30 protein-coding genes and 1 pseudogene are annotated in these 17,602 nt (G+C 60.6%); 30 read left to right on the plus strand and 1 reads right to left on the minus strand.

Annotated features, from left to right (window positions below):
- From tuf to VMA74_RS05815, 30 genes and pseudogenes are all read left to right on the plus strand, one after another.
- Nucleotides 1–226: pseudogene (tuf, locus tag VMA74_RS05670) on the plus strand (elongation factor Tu); the annotation flags it as partial.
- Nucleotides 227–605: 379 nt separating this feature from the next.
- Complete coding sequence (gene rpsJ / locus VMA74_RS05675; protein WP_014402136.1) at nucleotides 606–917, plus strand: 30S ribosomal protein S10; 312 nt, start codon at nucleotides 606–608, stop codon at nucleotides 915–917.
- 20 nt (nucleotides 918–937) lie between these two features.
- A complete protein-coding gene (gene rplC, locus VMA74_RS05680) occupies nucleotides 938–1,579 on the plus strand; it encodes a 50S ribosomal protein L3 (RefSeq protein WP_325365665.1) in 642 nt (213 codons plus the stop codon).
- Nucleotides 1,580–1,590: 11 nt separating this feature from the next.
- Nucleotides 1,591–2,193 carry a 50S ribosomal protein L4 gene (gene rplD / locus VMA74_RS05685; protein ID WP_325365666.1) on the plus strand — a complete coding sequence of 201 codons (603 nt, stop codon included), beginning with the start codon at nucleotides 1,591–1,593 and terminating at the stop codon, nucleotides 2,191–2,193.
- A complete protein-coding gene (gene rplW, locus VMA74_RS05690; protein WP_325365667.1) occupies nucleotides 2,190–2,483 on the plus strand; it encodes a 50S ribosomal protein L23 in 294 nt (97 codons plus the stop codon). The genes rplD and rplW overlap by 4 nt, the downstream gene beginning before the upstream one ends.
- A gap of 17 nt (nucleotides 2,484–2,500) precedes the next feature.
- A complete protein-coding gene (rplB, locus tag VMA74_RS05695; RefSeq protein WP_188792861.1) occupies nucleotides 2,501–3,322 on the plus strand; it encodes a 50S ribosomal protein L2 in 822 nt (273 codons plus the stop codon).
- Nucleotides 3,323–3,335: 13 nt separating this feature from the next.
- Entirely contained in the window at nucleotides 3,336–3,608 is a 273-nt protein-coding gene (rpsS, locus tag VMA74_RS05700) for a 30S ribosomal protein S19 (RefSeq protein ID WP_188792860.1), read from the plus strand.
- Nucleotide 3,609: 1 nt separating this feature from the next.
- Nucleotides 3,610–3,945: a 50S ribosomal protein L22 gene (gene rplV, locus VMA74_RS05705; RefSeq protein WP_074547432.1), complete on the plus strand. Its 336-nt coding sequence runs from the start codon at nucleotides 3,610–3,612 to the stop codon at nucleotides 3,943–3,945.
- Between the two features lie 13 nt (nucleotides 3,946–3,958).
- Nucleotides 3,959–4,723 carry a 30S ribosomal protein S3 gene (gene rpsC, locus VMA74_RS05710; RefSeq protein ID WP_325365672.1) on the plus strand — a complete coding sequence of 255 codons (765 nt, stop codon included), beginning with the start codon at nucleotides 3,959–3,961 and terminating at the stop codon, nucleotides 4,721–4,723.
- 11 nt (nucleotides 4,724–4,734) lie between these two features.
- On the plus strand, nucleotides 4,735–5,148 hold the full coding sequence (rplP, locus tag VMA74_RS05715) for a 50S ribosomal protein L16 (protein ID WP_126683172.1): 414 nt from the start codon (nucleotides 4,735–4,737) through the stop codon (nucleotides 5,146–5,148).
- Nucleotides 5,148–5,333 (plus strand): 50S ribosomal protein L29, encoded by a 186-nt coding sequence (rpmC, locus tag VMA74_RS05720; protein WP_325365675.1) that lies wholly within the window; start codon nucleotides 5,148–5,150, stop codon nucleotides 5,331–5,333. Before rplP ends, rpmC begins: the two co-directional genes overlap by 1 nt.
- A gap of 12 nt (nucleotides 5,334–5,345) precedes the next feature.
- Entirely contained in the window at nucleotides 5,346–5,606 is a 261-nt protein-coding gene (rpsQ, locus tag VMA74_RS05725) for a 30S ribosomal protein S17 (protein ID WP_126683171.1), read from the plus strand.
- A gap of 15 nt (nucleotides 5,607–5,621) precedes the next feature.
- Entirely contained in the window at nucleotides 5,622–5,990 is a 369-nt protein-coding gene (rplN, locus tag VMA74_RS05730) for a 50S ribosomal protein L14 (RefSeq protein WP_324150125.1), read from the plus strand.
- Nucleotides 5,991–6,004: 14 nt separating this feature from the next.
- The gene (gene rplX / locus VMA74_RS05735) at nucleotides 6,005–6,319 is read left to right on the plus strand and encodes a 50S ribosomal protein L24 (RefSeq protein WP_325365680.1); all 315 of its coding nucleotides are present in this window, start codon (nucleotides 6,005–6,007) and stop codon (nucleotides 6,317–6,319) included.
- Nucleotides 6,320–6,330: 11 nt separating this feature from the next.
- Entirely contained in the window at nucleotides 6,331–6,870 is a 540-nt protein-coding gene (rplE, locus tag VMA74_RS05740) for a 50S ribosomal protein L5 (protein WP_325365682.1), read from the plus strand.
- An 18-nt stretch (nucleotides 6,871–6,888) separates the two neighbouring features.
- Nucleotides 6,889–7,194 carry a 30S ribosomal protein S14 gene (gene rpsN / locus VMA74_RS05745; protein WP_325365683.1) on the plus strand — a complete coding sequence of 102 codons (306 nt, stop codon included), beginning with the start codon at nucleotides 6,889–6,891 and terminating at the stop codon, nucleotides 7,192–7,194.
- A 297-nt stretch (nucleotides 7,195–7,491) separates the two neighbouring features.
- Entirely contained in the window at nucleotides 7,492–7,887 is a 396-nt protein-coding gene (gene rpsH, locus VMA74_RS05750) for a 30S ribosomal protein S8 (RefSeq protein WP_325365684.1), read from the plus strand.
- Nucleotides 7,888–7,897: 10 nt separating this feature from the next.
- Nucleotides 7,898–8,425 (plus strand): 50S ribosomal protein L6, encoded by a 528-nt coding sequence (gene rplF, locus VMA74_RS05755; protein WP_325365685.1) that lies wholly within the window; start codon nucleotides 7,898–7,900, stop codon nucleotides 8,423–8,425.
- Between the two features lie 48 nt (nucleotides 8,426–8,473).
- Complete coding sequence (rplR, locus tag VMA74_RS05760; protein WP_325365686.1) at nucleotides 8,474–8,827, plus strand: 50S ribosomal protein L18; 354 nt, start codon at nucleotides 8,474–8,476, stop codon at nucleotides 8,825–8,827.
- 74 nt (nucleotides 8,828–8,901) lie between these two features.
- A complete protein-coding gene (gene rpsE / locus VMA74_RS05765; protein ID WP_115495831.1) occupies nucleotides 8,902–9,411 on the plus strand; it encodes a 30S ribosomal protein S5 in 510 nt (169 codons plus the stop codon).
- Entirely contained in the window at nucleotides 9,404–9,592 is a 189-nt protein-coding gene (gene rpmD / locus VMA74_RS05770) for a 50S ribosomal protein L30 (protein ID WP_204683693.1), read from the plus strand. Before rpsE ends, rpmD begins: the two co-directional genes overlap by 8 nt.
- 5 nt (nucleotides 9,593–9,597) lie before the next feature.
- Complete coding sequence (gene rplO / locus VMA74_RS05775) at nucleotides 9,598–10,029, plus strand: 50S ribosomal protein L15 (RefSeq protein ID WP_325365687.1); 432 nt, start codon at nucleotides 9,598–9,600, stop codon at nucleotides 10,027–10,029.
- Between the two features lie 3 nt (nucleotides 10,030–10,032).
- On the plus strand, nucleotides 10,033–11,358 hold the full coding sequence (gene secY, locus VMA74_RS05780) for a preprotein translocase subunit SecY (RefSeq protein ID WP_325365688.1): 1,326 nt from the start codon (nucleotides 10,033–10,035) through the stop codon (nucleotides 11,356–11,358).
- 122 nt (nucleotides 11,359–11,480) lie between these two features.
- On the plus strand, nucleotides 11,481–11,837 hold the full coding sequence (rpsM, locus tag VMA74_RS05785; protein ID WP_284319928.1) for a 30S ribosomal protein S13: 357 nt from the start codon (nucleotides 11,481–11,483) through the stop codon (nucleotides 11,835–11,837).
- A 12-nt stretch (nucleotides 11,838–11,849) separates the two neighbouring features.
- Nucleotides 11,850–12,239: a 30S ribosomal protein S11 gene (gene rpsK, locus VMA74_RS05790; RefSeq protein ID WP_126683159.1), complete on the plus strand. Its 390-nt coding sequence runs from the start codon at nucleotides 11,850–11,852 to the stop codon at nucleotides 12,237–12,239.
- An 11-nt stretch (nucleotides 12,240–12,250) separates the two neighbouring features.
- Nucleotides 12,251–12,877: a 30S ribosomal protein S4 gene (gene rpsD / locus VMA74_RS05795; RefSeq protein ID WP_325365689.1), complete on the plus strand. Its 627-nt coding sequence runs from the start codon at nucleotides 12,251–12,253 to the stop codon at nucleotides 12,875–12,877.
- 16 nt (nucleotides 12,878–12,893) lie between these two features.
- A complete protein-coding gene (locus VMA74_RS05800; RefSeq protein ID WP_325365690.1) occupies nucleotides 12,894–13,892 on the plus strand; it encodes a DNA-directed RNA polymerase subunit alpha in 999 nt (332 codons plus the stop codon).
- A 332-nt stretch (nucleotides 13,893–14,224) separates the two neighbouring features.
- Nucleotides 14,225–14,605 (plus strand): 50S ribosomal protein L17, encoded by a 381-nt coding sequence (rplQ, locus tag VMA74_RS05805; RefSeq protein WP_325365691.1) that lies wholly within the window; start codon nucleotides 14,225–14,227, stop codon nucleotides 14,603–14,605.
- A 145-nt stretch (nucleotides 14,606–14,750) separates the two neighbouring features.
- Nucleotides 14,751–15,263: a disulfide bond formation protein B gene (locus VMA74_RS05810; RefSeq protein WP_325365692.1), complete on the plus strand. Its 513-nt coding sequence runs from the start codon at nucleotides 14,751–14,753 to the stop codon at nucleotides 15,261–15,263.
- An 8-nt stretch (nucleotides 15,264–15,271) separates the two neighbouring features.
- Nucleotides 15,272–16,624, plus strand: a complete 1,353-nt coding sequence (locus tag VMA74_RS05815; RefSeq protein ID WP_325365693.1) for a class II 3-deoxy-7-phosphoheptulonate synthase — start codon at nucleotides 15,272–15,274, stop codon at nucleotides 16,622–16,624.
- Between the two features lie 43 nt (nucleotides 16,625–16,667).
- On the opposite strand, the gene bla is transcribed toward VMA74_RS05815, so the two are convergent.
- Nucleotides 16,668–17,549, minus strand: coding sequence for a subclass B3 metallo-beta-lactamase (bla, locus tag VMA74_RS05820; protein ID WP_325365694.1), 882 nt, complete (start codon nucleotides 17,547–17,549; stop codon nucleotides 16,668–16,670).
- Nucleotides 17,550–17,602 lie beyond the last annotated feature (53 nt).

Here is a 17,602-nt window from a genome sequence, read left to right on the forward strand (position 1 = left end):
TACGCCGTTCTTCAAGGGCTACCGTCCGCAGTTCTACTTCCGTACGACGGACGTGACCGGTGCGATCGAGCTGCCGGAAGGCGTGGAAATGGTGATGCCGGGCGACAACATCAAAATGAAGGTCGTGCTGATCTCGCCGATCGCGATGACCGAAGGCCTGCGCTTTGCGATCCGCGAAGGCGGCCGCACGGTGGGCGCCGGCGTCGTCGCCAAGATCACCAAGTAACAAACAAAGAAGAAATCGTCTGTTGTGCAGGCGATTTCTTCAAGGCTTGTCACATGGCCGTAAATAGGCTATAGTCGCCAAGTTGTCGTCATCGGATCTGCCGGTGACATACCGCGAAATGAGGTACAGGAAGTGCTTCGAGTTCGCTAACACGGATGTTGCGGGCACCGAACGTGGGGCGAGTCCCTGACGTAAAAAGGTTTCCGCATATGCTATCTGTCTGGGCAGGCCGCAAAACGGCCTGCCCGGCGTTTTGAAGTCTCTCGGGCGGCAAAATGCTTGAGAGGGGCTGCGATGCCTGCATTGGTACTGGGGTTGTGCGAAGTGGCGAGAAGCTACTTCGATTCACGATTTGTTCTTTAGATAACAGGACACGGTTATGGCGAACCAAAAGATTCGCATTCGACTCAAGGCGTTCGATCATCGTCTGATCGATCGTTCGGCCAGCGAAATCGTCGAGACGGCTAAGCGCACTGGCGCTACGGTTCTCGGTCCGATTCCGCTTCCGACCAAGATCGAGCGCTACACCATTCTGGTGTCTCCGCACGTCGACAAAGATGCTCGCGATCAGTACGAAACCCGCACCCATAAGCGCGTGCTGGACATCGTCGATCCCAACGACAAGACCGTGGACGCGCTCATGAAGCTCGATCTCGCCGCTGGCGTTGACGTTCAGATCAAGCTTGGTTGAGCGATAGACAGGATACGAATATGAGTATCGGACTGGTTGGCCGCAAATGCGGCATGAGCCGACTCTTCACCGAAGACGGGCGCTCGATTCCGGTGACGCTGATTGAAGCGACCCCGAATCGGGTAACCCAGGTGAAGACGGAAGATAATGATGGTTACAGCGCGGTGCAGGTCACCGCGGGCGCCAAGCGCGCCAGTCTGCTGACCAACCCGGAAAAGGGTCACTACGCCAAGGCGAAGGTTGAGCCGGGCCGTGGTCTGTGGGAGTTCCGCCTGAATGCGGCCGATGCCGGCAAATATGCCGTCGGCGCCGAAATCAAGGCTGACGAAGTGTTTCAGGTCGGCCAGGTCGTCGACGTGGCGGGCGTCAGCAAGGGTAAGGGCTTCCAGGGCACGATCAAGCGTCATGGCTTCACCATGGGTGATGCTACCCACGGTAACTCGCTGTCTCATCGCTCGCCGGGTTCTATCGGTCAGCGTCAGACGCCGGGTCGCGTGTTTCCGGGCAAGAAAATGTCGGGCCACATGGGTGCGGTCAATCGCACCGTGCAGGGCTTGGAAGTGGTCAAGGTCGACGGCGAGCGTCACCTGATTGCGGTGAAAGGCGCGGTACCGGGTGCTACCGGTGGCGACGTCATCATCCGTCCGACCACCAAGGGTTGAGGAGAGACGGCATGGAACTGAATGTTATTGGCGCCAAGCCGCTCAGCGTGTCGGACGAAGTGTTCGGCGGTGAGTTGAAGCAAGCCCTGATCCACCAGGTTGTGGTGGCTTATCAGGCCGGTGGTCGCGCCGGTACGCAGTCGCAGCTTTCACGCAGCGACGTGTCCGGTACCACCAAGAAGTTCAAGAAGCAGAAGGGCGGCGGTGCCCGTCACGGTGACTATCGCGCTCCGATCTTCGTGGGCGGTGGTGTCACTTTCGCGGCAAAGCCCCGCAGCTACGAGCAGAAGGTCAATCGTAAGGCCTATCGCGTGGCGATCCGCTCCATCTTGTCGGAGCTGAATCGTCAGGGGCGCCTGAAGGTGGTCGAAGGCTTCGGCATCGAGGCCCCGAAGACCAAGGCGATGATTGCCAAGATGGCCGAGCTCGACGTGTCCGGTCGCGTGCTGCTGGTGTCGGAAGACGCAAGCGAAGCGCTGTACCTGGCTTCGCGCAATATCCCCTACCTGCATGTGGTGGATGTGCTGGCGTTGAATCCGGTCAGCCTGGTCGGTTCCGACTATGTAGTGATGACCGTCGAAGCGGTCAAGAAGGTCGAGGAGTGGCTGGCATGAGCAACGAACGCATTCTGAATACGCTGCGCGCGCCGCACATTTCCGAGAAGGCGGCCCGCTTGGCCGAACATAACCAGTACGTTTTCGTGGTTGCTCCCGAAGCAACCAAGGCTGATGTCCGTGCAGCAGTTGAGAAGATGTTCGATGTCAAGGTCGAGCAGGTAAATCTCGTCAATGCCAAGGGCAAGGCCAAGTCCTTCCGTTTCCGCGCGGGCAACCGTCAGGGCAAGCGCAAGGCGTATGTTCGTCTTGCCGCCGGCCAGACGATCGACGTGGCGGCCAAGGCCTGAGCCAGGAGTTCTGACAGATGGCACTAATCAATCACAAGCCAACCTCGCCGGGTCGTCGCGATGCTGTTAGCGTCCGCACCGAGGGGCTGCATAAAGGTGCGCCGTACGCGCCGCTGACCGAGAGCCAGAACAAGACGGGTGGCCGCAACCATTTTGGTCGCATCACCACGCGGCATCGTGGCGGTGGTCACAAGCAGGCGTACCGCATCATTGACTTCAAGCGCGACAAGGAAGGCATTGCCGCCAAGGTCGAGCGCCTGGAATACGATCCGAACCGCACCGCACACATCGCGCTGTTGTGCTACGCCGATGGCGAGCGTCGCTACATCATTGCGCCGGCTGGCGTGGCGGTGGGTGATCGCGTGGTCTCCGGTCACGATGCGCCGATCAAGGTCGGCAACAGCTTGCCGCTGCGTAATATTCCGGTCGGTTCGACGGTGCATTGCGTGGAAATGAAACCCGGCAAGGGCGCGCAGATTGCCCGTTCCGCCGGTGCCTCGGTGCAGCTGATCGCACGTGAATCCGGCTACGCCACCCTGCGTCTGCGCTCCGGCGAAATGCGCAAGGTGCCGGTCGACTGCCGCGCCACGATCGGCGAAGTGGGCAACTCCGAGCATAGCCTGCGCAAGCTGGGCAAGGCCGGTGCCACCCGCTGGAAGGGCATTCGCCCGACCGTCCGCGGCGTAGTGATGAACCCGGTCGATCACCCGCACGGCGGTGGTGAAGGTCGCACCTCCGGTGGCCGTCATCCGGTCAGTCCCTGGGGTACGCCGACCAAGGGTTACAAGACTCGTAACAACAAGCGCACGCAGCAGTTCATCGTGCGCCGTCGCAAGTAATTAGGAAACCGTCATGCCGCGTTCTTTGAAGAAAGGTCCCTTTGTCGACCTTCACCTCATCAAGAAAGTGGAAACTGCGGTTTCCACCAACTCCAAGCGCCCGATCAAGACCTGGTCGCGTCGCTCGATGATCCTGCCGGAAATGGTCGGATTGACCATCGCCATCCACAACGGTCGCCAGCACGTGCCGGTACTGGTCAACGAGAACATGGTCGGGCACAAGCTCGGCGAGTTCGCGGTGACGCGTACCTTCAAGGGCCATGGCGGCGATAAGAAGGGCAAGTGAGATGAGCACTGAAGCCAAAGCGATCCTGCGCAGCGCTCGCATTTCAGCGCAGAAGGCACGCCTGGTAGCTGACCTGGTCCGCGGCATGCCCGTCGGCCGCGCCAGCGACGTGCTCCAGTTCACCAACAAGAAGGCCGCGCACATTGTTCGCAAGGTGCTGCTGTCTGCCGTCGCCAACGCCGAAAACAATCTCGGTGCGGACGTCGACGAATTGAAAGTTTCGCGTATTTTCGTGGACGAGGGTCCGGCGATGAAGCGTATGTACGCCCGCGCCAAAGGCCGCGGTTCCCGCATTCTAAAGCGTACGAGCCACATCACTGTGGTCGTTGGCAACTAAGAGGACGTAGACGATGGGTCATAAAGTTCATCCCACCGGTATCCGCCTCGGCATTGCCAAGGACTGGAACTCGAAGTGGTACGCCAATAAGGGCGAATACGCCAAATACCTCGCTGCGGATTTGAAGGTCCGCGAGATGCTGCGCAAGAAGCTGGCTGCTGCGGGCATCTCGAAAATTCAGATCGAGCGCCCGGCCAAGACTGCCCGCGTGACGATCCACACCGCCCGTCCGGGCGTGGTGATCGGCAAGAAGGGCGAGGACATCGAGAAGCTGCGCAAGGAAGTCAGCGACATGATGGGCGTCCCGACGCACATCAATGTCAATGAAGTGCGCAAGCCCGAGCTCGATGCGCAGCTGGTGGCCGAATCGATTGCGCAGCAGCTCGAGCGCCGCATCATGTTCCGTCGCGCCATGAAGCGCGCCGTCGGCAATGCGATGCGCTTGGGCGCGCTGGGCATCAAGATCAACGTGTCCGGCCGTCTGAACGGCGCCGAGATTGCCCGCTCCGAGTGGAGCCGCGAAGGTCGCGTGCCGCTGCATACCCTGCGTGCGGACATCGACTACGGCACCGCCGAAGCGAAGACCACCTACGGCATCATCGGCATCAAGATCTGGATCTACAAGGGCGAAATCTTCGACTTGTCCCAGGTCGGCCAGGAGCCGAAGGAAGAGCAGGCCGCTCAGCCGCGCCGCGAGCGCGAGGGTGGCGAGGGGCGTCGTGAAGGGCGTCGCGATCGCGATGGCGGTGAAGGCCGTCGCGAACGGACGGCGAAGTAAGGAGAGTTGCCATGTTGCAACCCAAGCGAACCAAATACCGCAAGCAGTTCAAGGGCCGCAATGACGGTCTGGCCTTCAGCGCCAACCTCGTCAGCTTTGGCGAGTATGGTCTCAAGGCCACCACGCATGGTGCGCTGACCGCACGACAGATCGAGGCGGCCCGTCGTTGCATCACGCGTTTCGTTAAGCGTGGTGGCAAGTTGTGGATCCGTGTGTTCCCCGACAAGCCGATCACCAAGAAGCCGATCGAAGTCCGAATGGGCGCCGGTAAGGGTGGTGTGGAGTTCTGGGTCGCACCGATCCAGCCGGGCCGCATGCTTTATGAAATCGAGGGTGTCGACGAGGCTACCGCGCGCGAGGCGTTCCGCCTGGCCGCCGCCAAGTTGTCGGTGCAGACCCAGTTTGTGACCAGGGCGGTGATGTGATGGACGTCAAGGACCTAACCACCAAGTCGGCCGAAGAGCTGAAGCAGCATCTGCTGGACCTGCGCAAAGAGCAATTCAATTTGCGTATGCAGAAAGGCACCGGGCAGCTCAGCCAGCCGCATCAACTACGCCGCGTTCGGCGTGATATCGCCCGCACGAAGTTCGTGCTCGGCGGCAAGAAGTAAGAGGCGGCCGACATGAGCGACAACCAGAAACAGGTGCGCACCCTTGAGGGTCGCGTTATTAGCAACAAGATGGAAAAGACGGTTACCGTGCTGATCGAGCGCCAGGTGCAGCATCCGCTGCTGGGCAAGATCGTGCGCCGTTCCACCAAGCTCCACGCGCAGAATGATCTCGGCGCGAACGAGGGTGATGTGGTGCGCATCGCGGAATGCCGTCCGCTTTCCAAGACCAAGCATCACCGCGTGGTCGAAATCGTCACGCGCGCCGAAGCGTAAGGGGAGGGTGCAGCCATGATCCAGATGCAAAGCACGCTTTCCGCCGCTGATAACAGCGGCGCCAAGGAACTGATGTGCATCAAGGTGCTCGGCGGCTCCAAGCGCCGCTATGCCGCGATCGGTGACGTTATCAAGGTCACTGTGAAAGATGCCATCCCGCGTGGCAAGGTGAAGAAGGGCGAGGTGTACAACGCCGTGGTGGTTCGTACCTCCAAGGGTGTGCGTCGCGCCGACGGCTCGCTGATCCGTTTCGACGGTAATGCAGCCGTGCTCCTCAACAACAAACTCGAGCCGATCGGCACCCGTATCTTCGGACCCGTGACTCGTGAGCTGCGTGGCGAGAAGTTCATGAAGATCGTCTCGCTCGCACCCGAAGTGCTCTGAGGCGGAGAAGAACCATGAACCGTATCCGCAAGGGTGATCAGGTCATCGTGATCACCGGCAAAAACAAGGGTCAGCGCGGTGACGTGCTGCGCGTTGAAGGCGATCGCGTGTTCGTCTCCAACGTCAACCTGGTCAAGCGCCACACCAAGCCCAACCCGCAGGCCGGCCAGGCCGGTGGCATCGTTGAGCGTGAGGCCTCGATCCATATTTCCAACGTGCAGCTGTTCAACCCCGCCACGAACAAGGGTGAACGCGTCGGTGCCAAAACGCTCTCTGATGGGCGCAAGGTCCGCGTGTACCGTTCGAGTGGCGAGGTCGTGGACGCGTGAGGAACACGAACATGACGCGCCTTGAAACGTTTTACAAAGAACAAGTCATCCAGAAGCTCACCGAGCGCTTCGGATACGAGAACGTGATGCAGGTTCCGCGCATCACCAAGATCACGCTGAACATGGGCGTGGGCGAAGCGGCGGGCAACAAGAAAGTGCTCGAGAACGCCGTGGCGGACATGGCCAAGATCGCCGGCCAGAAGCCGATCACGACCAAGGCACGCGTGTCCGTGGCCTCGTTCAAGATCCGCGACGGTTGGCCGATCGGCTGCAAGGTCACCTTGCGCCGCGCGACCATGTGGGAATTCCTGGATCGCCTGATCAACATTTCGCTGCCCCGCGTCCGCGACTTCCGCGGTGTGTCGGGTCGCGCCTTCGATGGCCGTGGTAACTACAACTTCGGCGTGAAGGAACAGATCATCTTCCCGGAAATCGACTTCGACGCCATCGACGCCGTGCGTGGTATGGACATCTCCATCACCACGACGGCCAAAACGGACGAAGAGGCCAAGGCGCTGCTGGAAGCCTTTAGCTTCCCGTTCCGCAACTAAGAGAGTCGCGAGAAATTTATGGCAAAAACCTCCATGGTTAACCGCGATATCAAGCGGTCCAAACTGATCAAGAAGTACGCTGCCAAGCGCGCTGAGCTGAAGGCCGTCGTGGCGAACCCCAAATCTTCCTACGAAGAGAAGATGGACGCCCAGGTCAAGCTGCAGAAGCTGCCTCGGGATTCCAGCGCTAGCCGGTTGCGCAACCGTTGCGAGTTGTCCGGCCGTCCGCGGGGTGTTTACCGTAAATTCGGTCTCGGCCGTAACAAGCTGCGTGAAGCTACCATGCGCGGCGACGTTCCCGGCCTGCGTAAGGCTAGCTGGTAAGTCAGTGCAATAGTTGGCCGTTCCCTCCGGGGATTGGCTGGGGGGTTGGAGTGGGGACACTCAATCCAACCCGGGAGATGCCAGCTGCTGGCCTCTGCCAAAAAAGCCCGGGTCTGGCCTTTCCGATGAAAGGCGGGAGTGGGTAACGGCTATCTTGCCGCATTAATATTCGCAAAAGCTGAAAAAGGCTGATATGATTGTCGGTCTGCGCATCGCAGGCCGGCCGTGTCGCCGGCTCACAATTTAGAATTGATCTCCGGTTTTATCGGATATCGGTGCACTCTGAAGGATGTTTTCATGAGCATGACTGATCCCATCGCCGATCTGTTTACGCGCATCCGCAACGCCCAAGCTACGGGCAAGCAGGTTGTCAGCGTACCGTCGTCGAAGCTGAAGGTGGCGCTGGCCAACCTTCTCAAGAACGAGGGCTACATCCTCGACGCCAAGGCCTCCGAAATGGAAGGCAAGCCGGTGCTCGAGATCAAGCTGAAGTATTTCGAAGGCCGTCCCGCGATCGAGCGTATCGAGCGCGTAAGCCGCTCGGGCCTGCGCGTATACCGTGGCAAGGACGAGCTACCGAAGGTGCTCGGCGGTTTGGGTATTTCGATCATTTCGACATCCGCAGGTCTGTTGACCGACGCGCAGGCTCGCGCCCAAGGCGTGGGTGGCGAAGTCATCGGTCTGGTCGCGTAAGGAGTTTCCGATGTCTCGTGTTGCTAAGAAACCCATTACCCTTCCCAAGGGCGTCGAGCTCAAGATCGCCGAGGACGGCATCGCCGTCAAAGGCCCTAAGGGTAGTTTGTCGATCCATGCACTTCCGGGTGCATCGGTGTCCGTTGATGGCGGCGTGGTGAACGTCCACGTGAACGATGGTGCCGAGGACAAATTCGGCGGAACTGTTCGCGCGCTGCTGGCCAACATGGTCAAGGGCGTGTCCGAAGGTTATGAGCGAAAGTTGGAGCTGGTCGGCGTTGGCTACCGTGCTTCGATGGCTGGCAAGGCGCTGAACCTGAGCCTGGGCTTCTCTCATCCGGTCGTGTTCAATGCGCCAGAAGGCATTACCCTGGAAACCCCGACGCAGACCGAAATCCTGATCAAGGGTTCGGACAAGCAGCTGGTCGGTGAGGTCGCTGCCAAGATTCGCGGCTATCGCCCCCCGGAGCCCTACAAGGGCAAGGGCGTGCGCTATGCCGGCGAGAAGATCACCCTGAAGGAAGCCAAGAAGGCTTAATAGCGGGTTGCCTCGCTAAATAGCCGATCCGTTTCCTGGAGACACACGATGAACAAGAAAGAAAGCCGTCTGCGCCGCGCCAAGTCCACGCGTTCCCATATCCGCAAGCTCGGGGTGGCTCGTTTGTCCGTGCATCGTACTGGCCAGCACCTTTATGCGCAGGTGTTCGACGCTGCTGGCGTAAACGTGGTGGCGGCTGCCTCCACCGTGCAGAAGGCGGTGGCCGAGGGCCTGAAGGGCACCAAGAACATCGCAGCCGCGGCCGCCGTGGGCAAGGCGATTGCCGAGCGTGCCAAAGCTGCGGGTATCGAAATCGTAGCGTTCGATCGCTCCGGTTTTCGCTATCACGGCCGCATCAAGGCACTTGCCGATGCCGCTCGCGAAGCTGGTCTCAAGTTCTAAGCAACAACCAAAACAACTCTAAGCGGCATAGCCGCAAGTAAAAGTCCCGGATGGTCCGGGCATACGGAAAAGATATGTCTTCTACTGATCGCGAAAATTCAGACGGCCTGCTCGAGAAGCTGATCGCCGTCAATCGAGTGGCCAAGACCGTTAAGGGTGGCCGCCAGATGAGCTTCACCGCGCTGACCGTGGTCGGCGACGGCGAGGGCAAGGTCGGCTTCGGTTATGGCAAGGCGCGTGAAGTGCCGGTGGCCATCTCCAAGGCCATGGATCGCGCTCGCCGTAACATGGTGAGCATCGACCTGAACAACGGCACGCTGTGGTACGCCATCAAGGCCAATCACGGCGCGGCGCGCGTCTACATGCAGCCGGCCTCCGAAGGTACGGGCGTGATTGCCGGCGGCGCGATGCGCGCCGTGCTGGAAGTGGTCGGAGTGAAGAACGTGCTGGCCAAGGCCGTGGGTTCGCGCAATCCGATCAATCTGGTGCGTGCCACCATCAAGGGCCTGCAGGCCGTTGCCTCGCCGAAGCAGATCGCTGCCAAGCGTGGCAAGACCGTGGAAGAGGTACTGGGCAATGGCTAATACCGAAAAAACCATCCGCGTGCGCCTGGTCAAGGGGCTGCGCGGCGTACAGGCCCGCCATCGCTTGAGCGTGAAGGCGCTGGGCCTGAACAAGACCAACGACGTCCGTGAACTGAAGGACAGTCCGCAAGTCCGCGGCCTGATCAACACGGTCTACTACCTGGTGCGGGTCGAGGAGTAAGCATCATGCGTCTGAATGACATCAAGCCGGCAGCCGGTTCGCGCAAGACGCGGTTGCGTGTCGGTCGCGGTATCGGTTCGGGCCTCGGCAAGACTGCCGGCCGTGGCCACAAAGGCCAGCACGCCCGCACTGGACGTACCCATCGCCTCGGTTTCGAAGGCGGTCAGATGCCGCTGCAGCGCCGTTTGCCGAAGGTCGGCTTTCGTTCGCAGAAGAAGGCCGAGAGCCAACAGGTATTCCTGTATCAGCTTGCTGGCCTGAAGGTGGACGTGATCGATGCGGTCGTGCTGCATCAGGCGGGTCTGATCGATAGCCGCGCCAAGAAGGTCAAGGTCGTCGCCAAGGGCGAGATCGGCCGGGCAGTGAAGTTGTCGGGTCTGCTCGCTACGGCCGGCGCCAAGGCAGCCATTGAAGCTGCCGGCGGCAGCGTGGAGTAATTTGTGGCAGCAGCCAAGGGTCCATCGGTCGGATCGCTCGGCAAGTTGACCGAGCTGCGTCAGCGCATCTTCTTCGTGATAGGTGCGTTAATCGTATTCCGCCTCGGCTCGTTCATCCCGGTGCCTGGGGTCAACCCGGATGCCATGGCTAACCTGATTGGCCAAAGCGGCGGCATCCTGGACATGTTCAACATGTTCTCAGGTGGTTCGCTGGGTCGCTTTTCGGTGTTCGCGCTGGGCGTAGTGCCGTACATCTCTGCCTCCATCGTGGTGCAGATGATGGGCTCGGTTATTCCAAGCCTGCAGGCTCTTCGTAAGGAGGGGCAGTCGGGGCAGCGCCAGCTGACGATGTATACCCGCATCGGTACGGTGGGTCTATCCGCCTTCCAGGCTTTCGGTATTGCCGTCGCGCTGATGAAGCAGCAGACCAGCGGTGGTGTTCCCGTCGTCTACATGCCGGGTTTCGGGTTCATCCTGTCCTCGGTGGTTGGTTTGACGGCTGGTTCGCTGTTCCTGATGTGGCTGGGCGAGCAGATGACCGAGCGTGGTATCGGCAACGGCATTTCCCTGCTGATCTTCGCCGGTATCGTGGCTGGCTTGCCGAATGCGGTGGTGCACACGCTGTCGATGTCGAGTAACGGCGAGCTGAGCACGATCAAGCTGGTCATGGTGGCTGCGTTGGTGCTGGTTGTAACGGCCTTTGTGGTGTTCATGGAGCGCGCCCAGCGGCGCATTACCGTGAATTACGCGCGACGATCGGGCGGTCAGCGTTCGTATATGAACCAGACGTCGCACCTGCCGCTCAAGATCAATATGTCGGGTGTGATTCCTCCCATCTTCGCGAACAGTATCCTGATGTTCCCGGCGATGGCTGCGACCTGGGGTAATGCGAGCCATCAATCGCGCTGGTTGCAGGACGTGGTACAGGTTCTGACTCCGGGCGAGCCGCTGTACGACATCGTCTATGCGGTCCTGGTGATCACGTTCGCCTTTTTCTATACGGCGATCGTCTTCAACTCGCAGGACACGGCGGACAACCTGAAGCGGTCTGGCGCTCTGATTCCAGGCATCCGCCCGGGGCGTTCGACGGCGGATTACATCGATTCGGTGATGACCCGCCTGACGGGCGTCGGGGCCATCTACCTGGTACTGGTCTGTTTGGTGCCAACGTTCATGCAGAACGCCTGGCACGTTCCGTTCTACTTCGGCGGCACCTCGCTGCTGATCGTGGTGGTGGTGGTGATGGACTTTACCGCGCAGGTGCAGGCGCATCTGGTCAGTCACCAGTACGAAGGTTTGCTTAAGAAGGCCAACTTGCGCCGCGGCTGAGGCGCAGGTGGGTCCCGGTGGAAAGGCGGTGGCGCGGCAAGTGCCACAGCACTTTCCTGACAGTTTGATTAAGGTTAGAATTGCGCGTTTACCGCGCAAGAAAGCATCGGAGAAAGTACATCATGGCGCGCATTGCGGGTGTCAATTTGCCGGTCCAGAAACACGTCTGGGTTGGCCTGCAGAGCATCTACGGCATCGGCCGCAGCCGGGCCAAGAAGGTCTGTGCGGACGCGGGCGTAAGCCCGAATGTTCAGATCAAGTCGCTTAGCGAGGGCGAGGTCGAGAAGATCCGTCACGAAATCGCCAAGTATGTCGTTGAAGGCGACCTGCGCCGCGAAGTCGGTATTGCCATCAAGCGTTTGATGGATTTGGGCTGCTACCGTGGCCTGCGCCATCGCCGCGGTCTGCCGGTGCGCGGCCAGCGCACACGTACCAATGCGCGCACCCGCAAGGGCCCACGTCGCGCGATCAAGAAATAATTGGAATAAGTCATGGCAAAGCCAGCAGTTAAGACGAAGAAGAAAGTCAAACGGGTCGTCACCGACGCGGTGGCCCACGTGCAGGCCTCCTTCAACAACACCATCGTCACCATCACCGACCGCCAGGGCAATGCGCTCTCCTGGGCGACTGCAGGTGGTGCGGGCTTCCGTGGTTCACGCAAATCTACTCCGTTCGCTGCCCAGGTTGCTGCCGAAAAGGCTGGCCGTGCTGCTGGCGAATACGGCGTGAAGACGGTGGAAGTGCGGATCAAGGGCCCGGGACCTGGCCGTGAGTCGGCGGTGCGTTCACTGAATGCGCTCGGCTACAAGGTTCTCAACATCATTGACGTTACGCCGATTCCGCACAACGGCTGCCGTCCCCCCAAGAAGCGTCGCGTCTAAGGAGCATAACCATGGCACGTTATCGTGGAGCTACCTGTAAGTTGGCGCGTCGCGAAGGTTCGGATCTGAGCCTGAAGAGCCCTGCGCGCGCTATTGATTCCAAGTGCAAGCTGGAAAACAAGCCCGGCCAGCACGGCGCTAACAAGCGCATGCGCATGTCCGACTACGCCGTCCAGTTGCGTGAGAAGCAGAAGGTCAAGCGCATCTACGGTGTGCTTGAGCGTCAGTTCAGCAACTACTACACCAAGGCGTCGACTCTCAAAGGCAACACGGGTGAGAACCTGTTGCGCCTGCTGGAAAGCCGCCTGGACAACGTCGTCTACCGCATGGGCTTCGCTGTTACCCGCGCCCAGGCGCGCCAGCTTGTTTCGCACAAGGCAGTGCTGGTGAACGGCAAAAAGGTCAATATCCCGTCCTACCAGGTGCGCCCGGGCGATGAAGTCGCCCTGACCGAGCGCGCGCGCAACCAATTGCGCGTGCAGGAAGCCGCCACCGTGTTCGACACGATGGACCTGCGCCCGCAATGGATCGAAGTGGACGCCAAGAAGTTCGCCGGCACGTTCAAGTCAGTCCCGGATCGTGCAGATCTGCCGTCCGACATCAACGAAGCGCTGATCGTCGAGCTTTATTCGAAGTAATCAACCGGAGCCCTGCATGGCAGTTTCGTCAACCAGCGTACTGCGGCCTCGCGGCCTCAGCGTTGAACAGCTAGGACCGAATCGCGCCAAGGTCGTGGTGGAGCCGCTTGAACGCGGTTTCGGTCACACCCTAGGCAACGCGTTGCGTCGCGTGCTGCTCTCATCGATTCCCGGCAGCGCCATCGTCGAGGTCGAAATCGATGGTGTGCTGCACGAGTACACCACCCTGGAAGGTCTGCAGGAGGACGTCATCGAGGTCCTGCTCAACCTCAAGGAAGTGGCTATTCGTCAACATACGGGTGATGAAGTCACCCTCACCCTGTCCAAGAAGGGCAAGGGTGTGGTCACCGCCGGTGACATCGTGGTCGATCACTCGGTTGAGATCATCAACCCGGAACATGTGATCTGCCACCTCACCAAGGACATCGCGCTGAACATGCGTCTGAAGGTGCGTCGCGGCGTCGGCTATCAGCCGGCCAGCTCGCGCCAGCATCCGGATGACGAGGCGCGCCCGATTGGCCGCCTGCAGCTCGATGCCTCGTTCGCGCCGGTGCTGCGCGTGGCTTACGAAGTGGATGCGGCTCGCGTTGAGCAGCGTACCAACCTCGACAAGCTGATTCTTGACATCGAGACGAATGGCACCATTGGCGCGGAAGACGCGGTACGCAAGGCCGCCGAAATCCTCAATGACCAGTTGTCCGTGTTCGGTGATTTCTCGCGTCGCGAGAGCGCCACGGACAAGGCGGAGAAGGGTGGTTTCGATCCGCTTCTGCTCCGTCCGATCGACGATCTGGAGCTCACCGTCCGCTCGGCGAACTGCCTGAAGGCCGAGAGCATCTACTATATCGGCGATCTGGTGCAGAAGACCGAAGTGGAGCTGCTTAAGACGCCGAATCTCGGCAAGAAGTCGCTCACTGAAATCAAGGATGTCCTGGGCGTGCGCGGTCTCGCTCTCGGCATGAAGCTTGAAAACTGGCCGCCGCCGGGCTTGTCGCACGGTATGCAGCTGGGTTGATGGTTCATCGGGCGATCCTTACGTTCGCCCGGCAACCAGATAATGGCGGGATTGCGCGCAGCGCATCCCGCCAAATGCTGGAGGCGGTTCAAGGCCGCAGATGAAAAGACAGCCTTCATGGCTGCGCAAAAGAAGTCTTGGCGATCCCATTTGATCGCTGCTCAAACTGGCCCGGCGAATAGTGATTTGAAGCCGCCAGTCACGCGAGACGGTCATTTGTGACCGCGCTCTTAAATGAGCTCGTTTTATCCTGGGCTCGAACAGCGGGTAACCGCGGAAAGCCGGACTCATGGCCGGTTTTTCATAACAACAGACACTAAGAGAGACTCACCATGCGCCACCAAAAATCCGGACGCAAACTCAACCGCACCAGTTCGCATCGCGAAGCGATGTTCAAGAACATGGCGTCGTCGCTGATCAAGCACGAGCTGATCCGCACCACCCTGCCCAAGGCGAAGGAACTGCGTCGTGTGGCTGAGCCGCTGATTACCTTGGCCAAGAGCGACAGCGTGGCCAACCGTCGTCTTGCTTTCGCGCGTCTGCGCGACAAGCAGGCCGTGGGCAAGCTGTTTGTCGAGCTGGGGCCGCGTTACCGCGAGCGTCCCGGCGGTTACCTGCGCATCCTCAAGTGCGGCTTCCGCCCGGGCGACAATGCCCCGTTGGCGTACGTCGAGCTGGTGGACCGTCCGCGCGCCGAGCCGGCTGCCGAATAGTTCCCACGCTGTTTGGACGTCCAAATACGAACCCCGCCTGGGAAACCGGCGGGGTTCGTGCTTTTGAGGATCGCGGCGTACGCATGCTGACAGCGTGGCGGCGAGCGGGTAATGTCAGCATCCCCACCCCTACCGCCTCGCTCCCATGAATCCCCTTCGCTGGTCCTACCGCGTCAGCTTTCTTGCCGGCTTCCTGCTCTGTATCGGCCTGCTGGGCTTTGCACTGTATGCCGAGTATCAGTGGGGCCTGGAGCCTTGCCCGCTGTGCATTTTCCAGCGCATTGGTTTCCTGTTCATGGCGGTCTTTTTTCTGGCTGGGGCCATCCATGGGCCACGCGCCGGTGGGCGCTGGTTCTATACCGGGCTGGTACTGTTGGGCGCCCTGTTCGGCATGGTAGTGGCCGGGCGCCATCTGTGGATCATGTCGCTGCCGTCGGACCAGATACCCGCCTGTGGCCCCAATCTGGCGTATATGTTCGACGCGTTCCCGTTCGCGAAGGTCTTGAAGATGGTGTTCACCGGTTCGGGCGAGTGCGCCAAGATCCAGCCGATCCTGGGTCTGCCCATCCCGCTGTGGGCTTTATTGTGGTTCGTTCTTCTTTCGATATTGGCGATCCGCGCGACCTTGCAACGCGCCACGCCGAGGTTGCGTCTATGAACCAGACCATGCGTTCTGTCGAACAGCTGAACTGGACGCCCGCGTCCTGGCAGGAGCGCACCGCCCTGCAGCAGCCGTACTATGAGGACCCGGCCGAGCTCGACCGCGCGCTCGGCGAGTTATCGCACCTTCCGCCGCTGGTGACCTCTTGGGAGGTACTTGCGCTGAAGCAGGCACTGGCCGAAGCGCAGGACGGCAAGCGCTTCCTCTTGCAAGGTGGCGATTGCGCCGAAAGCTTTGGCGATTGCACCAGTCCGATCATTTCCAATCGCCTCAAGGTCTTGCTGCAGATGAGCCTGGTGCTGGTGCACGGGCTCAAACAGCCGGTGTTGCGGGTGGGCCGGTTTGCCGGGCAATACGCCAAGCCGCGCTCGGCCGACACTGAGACACGCGATGGCGTCACATTGCCCAGCTTTCGTGGTGACGTGATCAACGGGCCTGCATTCACTGCGGAAGCACGCCGCCCCGATCCGCAGCGCCTGATCCGCGCGCATGCGCATTCCGCACTCACCATGAATTTCGTCCGGGCGCTGATCGACGGCGGCTTTGCCGATCTCCACCATCCTGAATACTGGGATCTCGCCTGGGTGGAGCATTCGCCGCTGGCGGCCGACTACCGCCGCATGGTGGCCGGCATCGGCGATTCATTGCGCTTCATGGAGACGCTGGCCGGCCCCATCGCAGGCTTTACGCGCGTGGACTTTTTCACCTCACACGAAGCCTTGCTACTGCACTACGAACAGGCGCTGACACGCCAAGTACCGCGCCACCGAGGCTGGTTCAATCTTTCCACGCACTTCCCGTGGATTGGCATGCGCACCGCCGCGCTCGACGGTGCGCATGTGGAATATTTCCGCGGCATTCGCAATCCCATCGCTGTGAAAGTAGGCCCGTCAGTCACGCCTGATCAGTTGCTGCCGCTTATCGATGCACTGAACCCCGAGGAAGAACCGGGTCGCCTTACGCTGATCCATCGTATGGGCCACGCGCACATTGCGGAGAAGCTTCCGCCATTGCTCGATGCGGTAAAGCGTGCCGGGCGTCGCGTGCTCTGGGTGGCCGACCCCATGCATGGCAACACCGAAAGCACCTCCAACGGTTACAAGACGCGCCGCTTCGATAACATCCGTGGCGAACTGGATCAGGCCTTCGATATCCATGCCGCTGCAGGCACGCACCTGGGCGGCGTGCACCTGGAGCTGACGGGTGAAGACGTCACTGAATGCATGGGTGGCGCGCGCGATTTGAACGAGGCGGATCTGCAGCGTGCCTACAAGTCGATGGTCGATCCGCGCCTGAATTACGAGCAGTCGCTGGAGCTGGCGATGCTGATCGTGCGCAAGTCCGGGCGCATGAGCTGACTGCGGCCGTTCGTTGCCGGGATTTGTCACCCAGCCTTACGGCTCAATGCGCGGCTCCCGCTTCCTTCCGCATGCGCTGCTCGAGATTCTGCTTCCCTTCCGCTGCGTAGGCTCTGCACGCCTGCGGGTCGATCAACGGATTGGGCTTGCCTGGTGCGATGCGTGCAGCTTTCTCGAAAAAGTCATCGCGTGGATGCGGTGTGAGCAGGATGTCGCATGGCAATGCCGCCAGCATGGCAAGCGTGTGCCGATAACCGGCAAGGCGTTCGGGATGAGCCGGATCGGCATAGCGATAATCAGGTGTGCTGAGCAGCGTAATGCTGTCGGCATAAACCATCGACAGGCAGCGGCTGCCTTCGCAAGAACGCCAGGTCCAACCGGTGCTGCCGGGCGTGTGTCCCGGCATGGCGTGCATCTGCAAAGCCAGCGAGCCGACATGCAGGGTTTCCCCATCGGCCACGATACGAACCTTGGTTACCTTGGGATAGAACGGTGCCATCCCATGCTGCGGATCATCCGGATCGTCTCCGCCAACGGCCAATGCCTTGGCCGACCTGGCGCTTGCCGCCACCTGCGCACCGCTATCGCGCGCCAGCGCAGCAATGGCGCCCGCGTGGTCGCCGTGCGTATGTGAGTTGAGAATCCACTTGATGTCCTGCACGCGAAAACCCAGCGCGCGGATGTTCGATTCGATCATGGATGCGTTTTCCGGCAACGTGCCGTCGATCAGCACATGGCCTGCGGGCGACGCAATCAGGATGGCGCTGAGACCTTGCGAGCCGACGTAATACGTATTGCCGTAGATTTGAAACGGCTTTTGCGGCTGCGTCCAGGACGCGGGAGAGTGAGAATCCGCAGCGGCGACATGAGCATGGACCATCACGCATGCCAACGCCGTCACGCATAAAGCGGGCCAGAGTTTCATGGGAGCCTCCGTGTCGATGGGAGGCGCCACGTTACGTGAAGGGGCTGGCCGTA

Source organism: Dyella sp., from assembly GCF_035508675.1.
Taxonomy (GTDB): Bacteria; Pseudomonadota; Gammaproteobacteria; order Xanthomonadales; family Rhodanobacteraceae; genus Dyella_B.

Excerpts from the sequence above, each read along its gene's own strand:
- rpsJ (WP_014402136.1), top strand. The coding sequence starts at position 606 with ATGGCGAACCAAAAGATTCGCATTCGACTCAAGGCGTTCGATCATCGT.
- rplC (WP_325365665.1), top strand. The coding sequence starts at position 938 with ATGAGTATCGGACTGGTTGGCCGCAAATGCGGCATGAGCCGACTCTTC.
- rplD (WP_325365666.1), top strand. The coding sequence starts at position 1,591 with ATGGAACTGAATGTTATTGGCGCCAAGCCGCTCAGCGTGTCGGACGAA.
- rplW (WP_325365667.1), top strand. The coding sequence starts at position 2,190 with ATGAGCAACGAACGCATTCTGAATACGCTGCGCGCGCCGCACATTTCC.
- rplB (WP_188792861.1), top strand. The coding sequence starts at position 2,501 with ATGGCACTAATCAATCACAAGCCAACCTCGCCGGGTCGTCGCGATGCT.
- rpsS (WP_188792860.1), top strand. The coding sequence starts at position 3,336 with ATGCCGCGTTCTTTGAAGAAAGGTCCCTTTGTCGACCTTCACCTCATC.
- rplV (WP_074547432.1), top strand. The coding sequence starts at position 3,610 with ATGAGCACTGAAGCCAAAGCGATCCTGCGCAGCGCTCGCATTTCAGCG.
- rpsC (WP_325365672.1), top strand. The coding sequence starts at position 3,959 with ATGGGTCATAAAGTTCATCCCACCGGTATCCGCCTCGGCATTGCCAAG.
- rplP (WP_126683172.1), top strand. The coding sequence starts at position 4,735 with ATGTTGCAACCCAAGCGAACCAAATACCGCAAGCAGTTCAAGGGCCGC.
- rpmC (WP_325365675.1), top strand. The coding sequence starts at position 5,148 with ATGGACGTCAAGGACCTAACCACCAAGTCGGCCGAAGAGCTGAAGCAG.
- rpsQ (WP_126683171.1), top strand. The coding sequence starts at position 5,346 with ATGAGCGACAACCAGAAACAGGTGCGCACCCTTGAGGGTCGCGTTATT.
- rplN (WP_324150125.1), top strand. The coding sequence starts at position 5,622 with ATGATCCAGATGCAAAGCACGCTTTCCGCCGCTGATAACAGCGGCGCC.
- rplX (WP_325365680.1), top strand. The coding sequence starts at position 6,005 with ATGAACCGTATCCGCAAGGGTGATCAGGTCATCGTGATCACCGGCAAA.
- rplE (WP_325365682.1), top strand. The coding sequence starts at position 6,331 with ATGACGCGCCTTGAAACGTTTTACAAAGAACAAGTCATCCAGAAGCTC.
- rpsN (WP_325365683.1), top strand. The coding sequence starts at position 6,889 with ATGGCAAAAACCTCCATGGTTAACCGCGATATCAAGCGGTCCAAACTG.
- rpsH (WP_325365684.1), top strand. The coding sequence starts at position 7,492 with ATGAGCATGACTGATCCCATCGCCGATCTGTTTACGCGCATCCGCAAC.
- rplF (WP_325365685.1), top strand. The coding sequence starts at position 7,898 with ATGTCTCGTGTTGCTAAGAAACCCATTACCCTTCCCAAGGGCGTCGAG.
- rplR (WP_325365686.1), top strand. The coding sequence starts at position 8,474 with ATGAACAAGAAAGAAAGCCGTCTGCGCCGCGCCAAGTCCACGCGTTCC.
- rpsE (WP_115495831.1), top strand. The coding sequence starts at position 8,902 with ATGTCTTCTACTGATCGCGAAAATTCAGACGGCCTGCTCGAGAAGCTG.
- rpmD (WP_204683693.1), top strand. The coding sequence starts at position 9,404 with ATGGCTAATACCGAAAAAACCATCCGCGTGCGCCTGGTCAAGGGGCTG.
- rplO (WP_325365687.1), top strand. The coding sequence starts at position 9,598 with ATGCGTCTGAATGACATCAAGCCGGCAGCCGGTTCGCGCAAGACGCGG.
- rpsM (WP_284319928.1), top strand. The coding sequence starts at position 11,481 with ATGGCGCGCATTGCGGGTGTCAATTTGCCGGTCCAGAAACACGTCTGG.
- rpsK (WP_126683159.1), top strand. The coding sequence starts at position 11,850 with ATGGCAAAGCCAGCAGTTAAGACGAAGAAGAAAGTCAAACGGGTCGTC.
- rpsD (WP_325365689.1), top strand. The coding sequence starts at position 12,251 with ATGGCACGTTATCGTGGAGCTACCTGTAAGTTGGCGCGTCGCGAAGGT.
- VMA74_RS05800 (WP_325365690.1), top strand. The coding sequence starts at position 12,894 with ATGGCAGTTTCGTCAACCAGCGTACTGCGGCCTCGCGGCCTCAGCGTT.
- rplQ (WP_325365691.1), top strand. The coding sequence starts at position 14,225 with ATGCGCCACCAAAAATCCGGACGCAAACTCAACCGCACCAGTTCGCAT.
- VMA74_RS05810 (WP_325365692.1), top strand. The coding sequence starts at position 14,751 with ATGAATCCCCTTCGCTGGTCCTACCGCGTCAGCTTTCTTGCCGGCTTC.
- VMA74_RS05815 (WP_325365693.1), top strand. The coding sequence starts at position 15,272 with ATGCGTTCTGTCGAACAGCTGAACTGGACGCCCGCGTCCTGGCAGGAG.
- bla (WP_325365694.1), bottom strand. The coding sequence starts at position 17,549 with ATGAAACTCTGGCCCGCTTTATGCGTGACGGCGTTGGCATGCGTGATG.